General features: G+C 61.5%; 8 protein-coding genes. 6 read left to right on the forward strand and 2 right to left on the reverse strand.

The features are described 5' to 3' along the window. Positions 1–193: 193 nt before the first annotated feature. From HNP52_RS21775 to HNP52_RS21785, 3 genes are all read left to right on the forward strand, one after another. Positions 194–2764: an EAL domain-containing protein gene (locus HNP52_RS21775; RefSeq protein ID WP_184170791.1), complete on the forward strand. Its 2571-nt coding sequence runs from the start codon at positions 194–196 to the stop codon at positions 2762–2764. A gap of 298 nt (positions 2765–3062) precedes the next feature. Beyond that, entirely contained in the window at positions 3063–4661 is a 1599-nt protein-coding gene (locus HNP52_RS21780; protein WP_184170794.1) for a PAS domain S-box protein, read from the forward strand. A 2-nt stretch (positions 4662–4663) separates the two neighbouring features. Next, positions 4664–5287 carry a response regulator transcription factor gene (locus tag HNP52_RS21785; RefSeq protein ID WP_184170797.1) on the forward strand — a complete coding sequence of 208 codons (624 nt, stop codon included), beginning with the start codon at positions 4664–4666 and terminating at the stop codon, positions 5285–5287. 219 nt (positions 5288–5506) lie between these two features. Here HNP52_RS21785 and HNP52_RS21790 read toward each other — a convergent pair whose 3' ends face one another. Next, on the reverse strand, positions 5507–6406 hold the full coding sequence (locus HNP52_RS21790; RefSeq protein WP_184170800.1) for an NmrA family NAD(P)-binding protein: 900 nt from the start codon (positions 6404–6406) through the stop codon (positions 5507–5509). Between the two features lie 132 nt (positions 6407–6538). On the opposite strand from HNP52_RS21790, the gene HNP52_RS21795 reads away from it, so the two are divergent. Continuing rightward, on the forward strand, positions 6539–7465 hold the full coding sequence (locus tag HNP52_RS21795) for a LysR family transcriptional regulator (protein WP_184170803.1): 927 nt from the start codon (positions 6539–6541) through the stop codon (positions 7463–7465). Positions 7466–7801: 336 nt separating this feature from the next. Here HNP52_RS21795 and HNP52_RS21800 read toward each other — a convergent pair whose 3' ends face one another. Then, positions 7802–8497 (reverse strand): type 1 glutamine amidotransferase domain-containing protein, encoded by a 696-nt coding sequence (locus HNP52_RS21800; protein ID WP_184170806.1) that lies wholly within the window; start codon positions 8495–8497, stop codon positions 7802–7804. A gap of 287 nt (positions 8498–8784) precedes the next feature. On the opposite strand from HNP52_RS21800, the gene HNP52_RS21805 reads away from it, so the two are divergent. Continuing rightward, on the forward strand, positions 8785–9690 hold the full coding sequence (locus HNP52_RS21805) for a LysR substrate-binding domain-containing protein (RefSeq protein ID WP_184170809.1): 906 nt from the start codon (positions 8785–8787) through the stop codon (positions 9688–9690). 442 nt (positions 9691–10132) lie between these two features. After that, complete coding sequence (locus HNP52_RS21810; RefSeq protein ID WP_260396320.1) at positions 10133–11254, forward strand: amidohydrolase family protein; 1122 nt, start codon at positions 10133–10135, stop codon at positions 11252–11254. Positions 11255–11269 lie beyond the last annotated feature (15 nt).

An 11269-nucleotide genomic window follows, 5' to 3' on the forward strand; every position in this document is an offset into this window, starting at 1 on the left:
TGGGGCGGGTATCGGCGCACCGTCTGACCATCGCGGAGCGGCGAGCTCGCCGAATCTGCCGCGATGGTTATGGGGTGCACGTCGGGCGCCGCCAAAGTTCATTTCGACTGCTTTCCGCCCTTCGCCTGGCACGCGGAATGTCCTGACGAAATGTAAAGGAAGTTGCTGCAATCTCCCACCCAGGATAGTGAAGATGGCAACCTGCAAGCAGAATGAATACGAGCGCCTGCGGGCATTAGCAAGCTTCGCATTGCTTGACACCCCGCAAGAGGAGCGTTTCGACGAGATAACCCGCCTGGCGAGTATGCTCCTGGGTGCCGAAAGTGCCGCCATCAGTCTGATTGACGATAAGCGGCAATGGTTCAAATCAAGGGTCGGTATTGCCTTTTCGGAGACTCCTCGCGAGCAGGCATTCTGCGACTATGCGGTCACGTCCCAATCCTTCATCGAGGTTGGAGACGCCTCGGCAGACCCGCGTTTTGTGGCCAATCCCTTGGTAGCCCGGGAACGAGGAATCCGGTTTTATGCTGGCGCGCCGCTCATCGTTTCGACAGGTCATTGCCTTGGGACGCTATGTGTGTTCGATCCCACGAGCCGAGGTCCGCTCTCGGCGGACCAGCGCAGAGCGCTGGTTGTTCTGGCGCGGCTTGTCGTCGAGCGGATTGAGGGCATCCGTGATCGAAAGCTCAGCGAGATCGCGACGAGGATGGTTGACGCGACCTCGGATGCAATTCTTTGCGTGGATGCCAGCGGACGCATTTCCTACTGGAACCGCGCCGCAGAGAAAATATTCGGGTACGCGGCCGATGAAGCGATAGGACAGGCGATTGGCCTGATCATTACCAAGAATGGACGATCCAGCGCGAATTATCGTTCGATGCTGCGCTCCTTCACGGGTCGGCGTGGACATTCGGAAACAGTTTTCGAACTCGAGGCCGAGCGCAAGGCCGGCGAGCGTTTCCCCATTGAGCTGTCGGTGGCGCGGCTGGAAGAAGACAGGCCGACGCGAAGGTTGGGTTACGCTGCAATTATCCGCGATGTAACCACGCGGAAACAGCGGGAGCGCGAGAACGCGCAAACGCGGTTGTTTCTGGACACGATCATCGCAAACCTTCCCGCTATGCTGTTCGTAAAAGACAGCGGAACCCGCCGCTATGAGCTGTTGAACCGCACCGGAGAGGAGTTCATCGGGCTGCCCGCTTCGGCCGTCGTTGGTCGGACCGACAGGGAATTGTTCCCTGACACCGGCGAGGGCTATCACGAACGCGACAGCCATGTCCTCTCCTCCGGGGGCGTCCAGTTTTATGAGAGCGACTTCACTCGGCAGGATGGACGGGTCATCCGACTGCGCACCAAGCGAATTATGGTCGATGGACCCGACATGCCTGGGCAATTCATTCTCGGCATGAGCGAAGATGTTACCGATATACGTGAAGCACAAGAGCAAATTCTTCGGCTGGCCCAACATGACTCACTGACTAACTTACACAACCGCGCGAGTTTCCTCGAAAGAGTTGACACTCTCACGCGTTCGGAAACCCCATTTGCTGTGCTGACGATTGATCTCGACCGCTTTAAGGCGATCAACGATCAGTTTGGCCATGTTGCTGGGGACGAAGTGCTGACACAGGTCGCCGAACGTTTATGCAGCGTGGTCGGCAGCGAAGCATTTGCCGCCCGCGTCGGTGGTGACGAGTTCACTGTCCTAATTGCCGGCTCTGACCCGGTCCGGGACGCCCATCGCCTAGCTGCAGCCCTGGTCCGGAGGCTGGGCGAGCCTTATCGTCTTGAGCGCTTCGTCGCGCACACGGGAGCGAGCATTGGCGTCGTGATCTGCCCCGACGATGGCGCGAACTTAAGCCAGCTTCGTCAGGCAGCTGATCTCGCGATGTACCGCGCGAAGGCAGGTGGAGGAAGCTCGGCTTGCTTTTATAGTCCCGAGATGGACAAGGCAGCTCGAGACCGTTGCGTCCTGGAGGTGGATCTCCGGAGGGCGGTGGAGCAAGGTGGAATAAGCGTTCTCTATCAGCCCGTTGTATCCACAGCTACCGGGCTAACCACGAGCTTCGAGGCCCTCGCGCGGTGGATTCATCCTCAGCGCGGGCCGATCCCTCCTGACCTGTTCATTTCGATCGCGGAAGAATGCGGCCTCGTGCCCGAACTCGGAAGACAGGTTCTGGAGACCGCTTGTCGCGAAGCCGCATCCTGGCCGTCCCATATCCGGGTAGCGGTCAACCTGTCTCCGTTACAGTTTGAAAGTGGCGACTTGGCCGCGACGATTGTGGAGGTACTTGCACGTACCGGTCTACCCGCCACGCGTTTGCAACTCGAAGTTACCGAAGGATTGGTGATCCGAAATGTTGATCGGGTTTTCGAGATTTTGCAGGCTCTACGGGATCTCGGAATCCAGATCCTGATGGACGATTTCGGTGTCGGCTACTCCTCGCTCGGTTACTTTGAGCGCTTCCCCTTTGACAAGGTGAAAATTGATCGATCCTTCGTCTCGAGGATGCTTGAAAGTCCAGTGTCCTACGCAATCATTGAGGCGGTGATTGGGTTGGGTAAGCGGCTGGGAATGGGAACCGTTGCGGAAGGAGTGGAGACGGCGGAGCAGATGAACGCGTTGGTGCAGCTGGGTTGCACGCATCTTCAAGGTTATCTGATTAGCCGGCCGCGCCCCGCAGCAGATTTCGAACATATACTCAGGGCAGTTCCACAAACTGGGCAAGCCGATGCTCGTGGGGCTGGCTCTCCGAGCTTGTAAAGCTGCGCCCCATCGCCGCCGTCCAATGCCGGTTGGTCCGCACCTTTACTGGCCGTTCTGTGCGAACGCATCAAAATTGGAAAAATCGTTATTATGTTGTGCTGATGCGGCACTGGTTCCCATAATTTGATTGTGACGAGGGCCAGGGACTACTCATGAATGCAGTACCGGACTTTATCTGAGTGGCGGTGGAGGCTCAGTCCGTTATCGCACCGCACTGGGTATTTAAAGTAATGGTTCGAAACACTCGGCGAGCGAAGCGCTTGTCGGAAGGGTGCTCTGCGCAGGGAGGATCAGTTTGTCTGCAATTCACGACTCTCCCACCGGCGAGCAGTCGACGGATATATACCGTTCTACCTTTGAGATCGCGGCTGTCGGTATCGCACATGTCGCACCCGACGGACGCTGGCTGCGTGTCAACCATGCGGTCTGCGAAATTACCGGGTACAGCAGCGATGAATTGCTCCATGGGAGCTTTCAGCAAATCACGCACCCCGACGACCTGTCGCTGGATCTGGCACAGGTCTCCATGCTCCTTGCCGGCAAGACCAACGGTTACAGGATTGATAAGCGCTATATCCGAAGGGACGGCAGTCTCGTCTGGGTAAGTCTCACCGTAACCCTGCTCCGCCACGCCGACGGTGCACCCAACTTCTTTGTCGCAGTCATCAAAGACATTAGCGCTCGGAAACAGGCCGAGGCGAGTCGGCTTGAAAGTGAAGCGCGATTCCGAGCGATTTTCGACAGCGCCGTCGAAGCGATTGCTATCATTGATGCGACCGGGACGATCGAGTCGGTCAACCCGGGGGTGGAGCGAATGTTCGGATATACGCCGGCGGAGCTTGTCGGGCGGAATGTGACCATTCTAATGCCTGCGGCTATTGCCCGTGAGCATGATCGATATCTGGAGCGCTATCGTGCTGGCGCACCGCCTGCGATAATCGGGATTGGTCGTGAAGTATTTGGGCGGCGCAAAGACGGATCGAGCATTCCTCTCGATCTTTCAGTGGCGGAATGGGAACTAGACGGAAGAAGATACTTCACCGGGATGATGCGCGATCTCACTCCACGTAAGATCGCGGAGTCGGCGCTGCAGCGAAGCGAGGAGCGCTTCTTCGCCTTGCAGAGTGAGTACGCCCATCTTGCCCGCGTTAACGACATGGGGGAGATGGCAGCAGCCATCGCGCACGAAATCAATCAGCCGCTCACGGCGATCGTGAATTATCTGGGCGCTGGCATGTATGCGGTGGCGGGCGGTCCGGACGAGAACGCTTTGAAGGAGATCGAGGAAATAATGGCTCAGGCGTCGCAGCAAGCACTGCGCGCTGGCGAGATCGTTCGTCGACTGCGAGAGTTTATTGGCAAAGGCACCGGCGAACGCCAGATCGTGAAGATTGATGCACTGATCGAGGCAGGCAGCCGCCTCGCTCTTATTGACGCAGCTGCCAATGGGATCGCCGTCGAACGTGTCTCCAACACTGACGGCGCGCTAGTTCACGTGGACCCAATCCAGCTTCAGCAAGTGCTCGTTAACATCCTGCGCAACGCCCAGGACGCGCTCGTCACCTTGCCTCGCGGTCAGGAAAGAAAGCTCACCATTATGACGCGCACACTCGACGGAAACGAAGTGGAGATTTGGATCGGCGACACAGGTCCAGGCATTGCCCCTGAGGTCCGTGCAGCCTTGTTCGATCCTTTCGTCACGTCCAAGCCCGCAGGTATGGGAATGGGGCTGTCCGTGTGCCGGCGCCTCATGGAAGCCCATGGTGGCACGATTCGGTTGCAAGAGACCGGCAGCAGCGGGACAATTTTCGCACTGAAACTGCCTGTCGAGCACGATGCCGTGGTGAAGCCCAACAAAAACGGCAGCCAGGTGAAATCTCGGCAGGCAAGATGACAATGTCGAATGGACTGATATTGGTCGTGGATGACGATGCCAGCGTGCGCAACTCTACGGTGCGTTTGCTCAACCGGCATGCCTTCGCCGCCAAGTGCTTCGAAAGCGGTGATGTGCTTCTCGCCGAGGATGACTTAGTTGGTGCCCTGTGCATCCTGCTCGACATCCGCATGCCTGGTAGGGACGGGATCGAAGTCCTCAAAGTGTTGCGTCAACGTGGCGGCGACGTTCCCGTAATCATGATAACCGGCCATGGAGATGTACCACTCGCCGTCGAGGCGATGCGAGAGGGCGCGGCGGATTTTCTCGAAAAACCCTATTCGGCGGATGCACTTTTCAGCGCGCTAGAACGGGTTATGCAGCGGGGGACCCTTGACTCGCGATCTTATCCTGCAGAGCAGGACGTTTGGAAGGCCATTCAGAACCTAACCTATCGCCAGCGGCAGGTCCTGAGCGGTATCCTTCGTGGTGCGCCCAACAAGGTGATCGCTTTCGAGCTTGGACTGAGCCCTCGGACGGTAGAAGCCTATCGCGCGCAATTGTTCACCCGCTTAGGCGTACGCACAACAACGGAAGCTGTTAAGACTGCGCTGGCGTTAGGCTTTTTGCCTGTAGTCTCCGTCTGAATCGTGGTCGCTGGGGTTTGTCAGCCTCGTTGCGGCTGAAAGATAACGGCTTGGGAGGCGAGCCAACAGCAGCTCGCTGCGGCCGACCCTATCCAGTACCGAATCACACAACCCGAGCGATCATCCCTCGCCACGTTACGCTGATCTGACCGCACAACCAGTGCCCTCGACCTCGAAAGCAATTGCAGGTGTCTGTCCGCAGTCGGCTCACGAGCTGCCTTATCGTGATCCGTTGTAGCGATGTTCGTCTTTGGCGCGTGCCGCTCGGACCAGACAGGCCATAACCTTGCGAACGTCGGTGTGTCCCTTGAGGACGCTTGGATCGTTCGGAGGAAAATCGATCCAGCCCTCATTGAAGCCATCGAGCATGCGAATGCGCGGTAGCGGGTGGCGCATGCCCTCGGAGCGGAAGATCGCTTCCCACTGCTCGCGCGCGACGATCTCGGCCCGGACCGGGTGGCCGATCGCCGCAGAGAAGGCGGCGGCAATATCGTTGGGTGAGACGCGCGACGGCCCTTCCAGCCGGACCACGCGCACGCCTTCCCAGCTTTCCCGGATGAGGACTGCTGCCGTGCGCCCCACGTCTTGCGCGGCGACCATGGCGATCGGCCGATCAAGCGGAGCGAGGAAACTGCGGACGACGCCATCGTCCATCGCCGAGGATACGTCCCAAGCGGCATTGTCCAGGAACCAGCCCGGCCGCAGGAAGGTGACGGGCATCGGCAGGGTGGCGAGAGCCTGCTCCATCAATGTCCTTTGGGTGAGGAGGTTGTCTTCGTCGGCGTCGGCACCGATCGTGGACAGGCAGACCACCCGGCTGGGCCGCGACCGCTCGATCGCCTTGTGCACCGCTGCAATCACGCGGCGTGCCTCGGGATAGCCCAGCTCGGGGTCGAAATCGGGAGGGGGAAGCACGAATACGGCTTCGGCGCCGGTGAATGCGTTGGCGAGCGCATCGGCGTCTTCCATTGCGGCGACGGTGGTCTCGCAGCCGCGCGCGGCCCAGTCGGCCGCCTTGGCGACATCTCGCGTGACGGCGCGCACGGGCAGCCCCGCGTCCAGCAACGCAGCGGCGAGCGCTCCCCCGACCTTCCCTGTAATTCCAGTGATCGCATACATGTGGCATCTCCTGTCGGGCGTGTGGGAGTAAAATGTCCGGTTCGCACCTGCGGCATTAGGCTGTCCGGAGGGTTGACTTGAGCGCATAAAGATCATCGCTATTGTGCGGTTGAATCACAGCAAGGTGAGATCATGCCCTTCGATGCGCGGATCCTGACCGGCGTCGGGGTGCTGGCCACGGTCGTCGAGGCGGGGAATTTCGCACGGGCGGGAGAGGCGCTCGGCCTGTCCCCGTCAGGCGTGAGCCGCGCAGTCGCCCGGCTCGAGGCAAGGATTGGTATCCGATTGTTCGACAGGACGCCGCGCGCCGCGACGCTGACGGAGGAGGGGCGCAGATTCTACCATCAGGTCACGCCCTTGCTTGCCGGCATCGAAGAGGCGGCAGGCGAGGCAGCGGCCGCCGCCGCGACCGTCACCGGCAAGCTCAGGGTCAGCGTGGATCCCTGGTTCGCGCGGATGGTGCTGGCGCCCAATCTCAAGTGCTTTCTCAATCGCCATCCAGCGCTTTCGCTCGACCTGCTCGTCAGCAATCACCGCGAGGAGATGATGGTCGGCGTCGACGTCTCGATCCGCTTCGGCCCGCCCGACGGGGCGTCGTTGATCGCGCGCAAGATCCTGGAGACCCGTGTGATCACCTGCGCGTCTCCATCCTATCTGGAGCGGCGCGGGCTCCCCACGACGCCGCACGACCTGATCGACCACGAGCTTATCCTGTTCCGTGATCCGCAGACAGGTCGCCCATTCGCGTGGGAATTCGGGCAAGGTGCCGATGCGTTCGAAGTTGATGTGCACGGACGGATGACCACCGACGACCCATCGGTTGCTGTCGAGGCCTGCCTCGCCGGCCAAGGCATCTTCCAGAGCCTTGCGCTCGGCCTGGCGCCCTGGCTCCAGCGCGGCGACCTCATCGAGATCCTCGCCGGCTGGTCCCACGAGACCTACCCTCTCTTTGCCTATCATCCGTCGCGCCACCTCCCGCCCGCGAAGGTTCGGGCCTTCCTGGACTTCGTAGCAGAGGTCGATCGCGGGGGGCCTTGGAAAACGGAACCTCGTGAATGACGGCTTCCGCGCCAACTGTTCGAGAAGCGGTCCGGCAGCTAATCGGCCTACAAGCTGCCGGGCCGCTCTGCGCAAAAGCTGCCGGTCGGCATCGCCTCCCAATTGCAGCCGTTGAGGAGAAAGGCAGGCGCTCCCGAAGCGGCGGTCCCGTCAAGTCGCCAAGCGTCGGCTGTTGTGGTTAGCGTGCGAGCAGCTTTCCGCGACTTCGGGCATGAATCCGCCGGTTTGTGGGGTTCGGATTTAGCTTCTCGGTTCCACACCTGGATTTGCCCAGGGCGGAAGCGGGACCGGCTCGCGTCGGTCCCGCGCGTTCATAGATCGGCGTGACGCCGGGCGTCAGCGTAGCGCTGCCAGCACCGCTTCGGCGAGAGGTGCGCTCGATGCCGGGTTCTGGCCGGTCAGCAGGTTGCCGTCGCGCACTACATAGGCGCCCCAGTTCGGCCCTTTCTCATAGCGGGCGCCGGATTTACGCAGCGTGTCGGCAAGCAGCCAGGGCGCGTTGTCGGCAGTGCCGAGCTCGACCTCCTCCTCGTCGCTGAACGACGTCATCGCGCGGCCTTTGAACAGCCAGTCGCCCTTCGGGTCGTGTGCCGCGAGCAGGGCGGCCTGGCCGTGGCACACCGGCGCGATCAGAATGCCGGTGCGATCGGCCTCAACGAGGATGCGTCCCATGTCCGGATCCTTGTAGAGGTCCTCGACCGGACCGTGCCCGCCGGGGATCACGATCGCATCGTAGCGGCGCCCGTCGATGTCGGCGAGCACCAGCGGATGGGCCAGCCGCCCGGCGATCGAGTCGAGGTAGCGGCTGAAATGATCGACATTCTCCTGGCCCACGACGGCGGGATTCATGCTGTGTGGGTCGATCTTCGGGGCGATGCCGCCGGGCGTGGCGATGTCGACCGTGCAACCTTCGCCGATGAACTTCTCGTCCATGACGACGAACTCCTCGGCCCAGACGCCGCTCTGGTATTTTGAGCCGTCGGCGCGGGTCCAGGTGTCGGCAGCGGACAGGACGATCAGAATCTTGGTCATTGCGCGTCTCCTTCGTGAATATGCAGCCGCAAGGATCGGGACTCCTGTCGGCCGTCAGATGCCGAGGCGATCGCACGTCCCGTCAGAAGGCTCAGGCGCTCCCGCGGGCACATGCGCTCGTCCGCGCGGGAACATATTCCCCGCAGCTGGAAAGCAATTGATCCAGTGGACGCCTGCCATGACTTCCAGGCAGGCGGCTTCTCTCTCGACATGCTCGAAATACGAGAAGACCTCGGCAGCGACAAAGACTTTGCATGTCCAGCTATCATGCCTCAAAAGCATGACTTATGGAGCTGCGCCATCTTCGCTACTTCGTCGCCGTGGCCGAGACGGGGAGCCTGACCGAGGCCGCCGAGAACCGGCTGCACACTTCGCAGCCTTCGCTCAGCCGGCAGCTACGCGACCTCGAATTCGAGGTGGGCGCGCAATTGCTGGTGCGCGGCCCCCGCGGCGTGACGTTGACCCCCGCCGGACGCGTGTTTCTCGACCATGCCCGGCTCACGCTCGTCCAGGCCGGCGAGGCCGTGGCCGCCGCGCGACGGGCGGCGCGGCCGGGCAAGGCCAGTTTCGCCGTCGGCTTCCTGACCGGTCAGGAGGTCGAGTGGCTGCGGCACGTCACCCACCTCCTGCGTGACGAACTGCAGGCGATCGATTTCCAGGTGACCAGCGACTTCTCACCGGCTATCGGCGCGGCCGTACAGCGCGGCGAGATCGATCTCGGCTTCTCGCGGATCGAGCCGCAGCCGAACGTCACCTACAAGATCATCACGCACGAGCCGATCGTCGTCATCCTGCCGCGCGAGCATCCGCTCGCTGCGCTGCGAGAGATCGAACCCCGAGACATCGATCCGCGGTCATTCATCGGCTATGCCGACACACCCCATGTCCTGCGCGGAATCGTCGATCGCTATTTTCGGGAGCGGGGCCTCGCGATGACGCCGACGCATTTCCTCGATGGCTACGCGACCGGCATCTCGCTGGTCGCCTCCACTAAAGGCGTCACCCTGCTGCCCGCCTATGTGAGGGCGCTGCTGCCCGCCTCGCTGGTCAGCCGTCCGCTCGCGGGCAATGGCCCGGTGATAGAGATCGCGGCAGGGTATCGCGCCGACAATCCCTCGCCAATCCTGGCAGTCTTCCTCCGCAACATCGATCGCCTCGTCGCGGCACGAGCTGCCGAGCTCAAGGAAGGCTGAACGGCCGGGCGGCGATTATTGGTGCGGGCACCATTGAATGGCGGCAATGGTTACTGGGCGTCCGGAAGCCGTCAGTCTGCCAACGGCCCAAGAGCGGCAGGGCAGGCACTGCTATAAGCTGACAGGCGGAAATGCGCCCCAGTTGCGGTCGTACCAGCCTGTGAGGCAGGAACCTGAAAGCGGTCCTTTGTTCAGGCTACTAATTTCCCCTTAGTGGCCCGGGTGCCAGCGGCGGTCGGTGTTGAAGCGATGCGCGATGTGGAGCAGGATCGGGGTCTTCTGGGCCTCGGTTACGGTCTAGGTGATCGTGCTTCTGTGCAGCCCGGTGGCCGTGGCAACGTCGATCGGCGGGTTGACCGAACAGGTCCGTAGCCGCCGACGCAGGTTGCGGGAGAAACGGCTTTGAACCCCGTACGATGCTGCCGAGCTTTGGAGATCGACCATGACCACGAGCCGTCGAGGGTTTCTGACTGGAACGACCGCGGGGCTCGCGATGACGAGCCTGACTAGCTCGGCGCGCGGCCAGGCGGCCAAGGTACCGACCAAGAAGATCGCGACCGAAGAAGCGTTCGCCACCCCAGAGCTCGTCAAGGCCTGGCTGGAGATCGCGCGCACGGATCCCCGGTCGAGCCTCGATATCCCGACCGGAATTCTCTCGATTTTCGATAATCCGCGCCCCGGCTCCAACCAGGACCGGTTTCGCCGGAGACTGCTCGATCTCGATACCGAGCGTCTGGCGGACATGGATGATGCGGGCGTCGATATGCAGATACTCTCGGTCACGATCCCCGGCGTCCAAATCTTTGAGCCCGATGCGGCGAGCGCGCTGGCAATCGCCACCAACGATCACCTCGCCGCGGCGATCGCGCGCCATCCGCGGCGTTTTGCCGGGCTGGCCTGCTTCGCGCCGCAAGACCCGGTGCGGGCCGTCAGGGAAATGGAGCGCGCGGTGAAGGCACTCGGCCTGAACGGCTTCATCATCAATTCCCACACCGGCAATCTCTATCTCGACGATCCGCGCTTCGCACCTGTCCTCGAGGCGGCGCAGGCGCTCGACCGACCAATCTATCTGCACCCGCGCGCGCCATCGAACGGCATGGCCGAGCCGTTCCGCGACTATAGCATGGGCGGGTCAATCTGGGGCTTCGGAGTCGAGGCCGGAACGCACGCCGTCAGGTTGATCCTCAGCGGCGTGTTTGATCGCTATCCGCGCCTGCGGATCGTCCTCGGCCATATGGGCGAAGCGCTGCCGTTCTGGATGTGGCGTCTCGACCATATGGCGGCGCGCCGAGCAAAAGACGGTCGACTTAAACCGCTGGAACTGGCGCCGAGCGAGTATTTTCGCCGCAATTTCGCAGCGACGACCAGCGGTTTCGAATCTCCCGACGTGCTCGACCTAGTGATCAAATCCGCTGGGATCGACAATGTGATGTGGGCGATCGATTTCCCATATGAGAACTCCCGCGATGCGGTCGGATTCATCGAAGGGGCGCGGCTGACGGAATCGGAACGTGCCAGCATCTTTCACCGCAATGCGGAGCGTCTTTTTCATCTGGTAGATTGACGGTGCGATCGGCGG

It is taken from the genome of Sphingomonas kyeonggiensis (assembly GCF_014204495.1).
Taxonomy (GTDB): domain Bacteria; phylum Pseudomonadota; class Alphaproteobacteria; order Sphingomonadales; family Sphingomonadaceae; genus Sphingomonas; species Sphingomonas kyeonggiensis_A.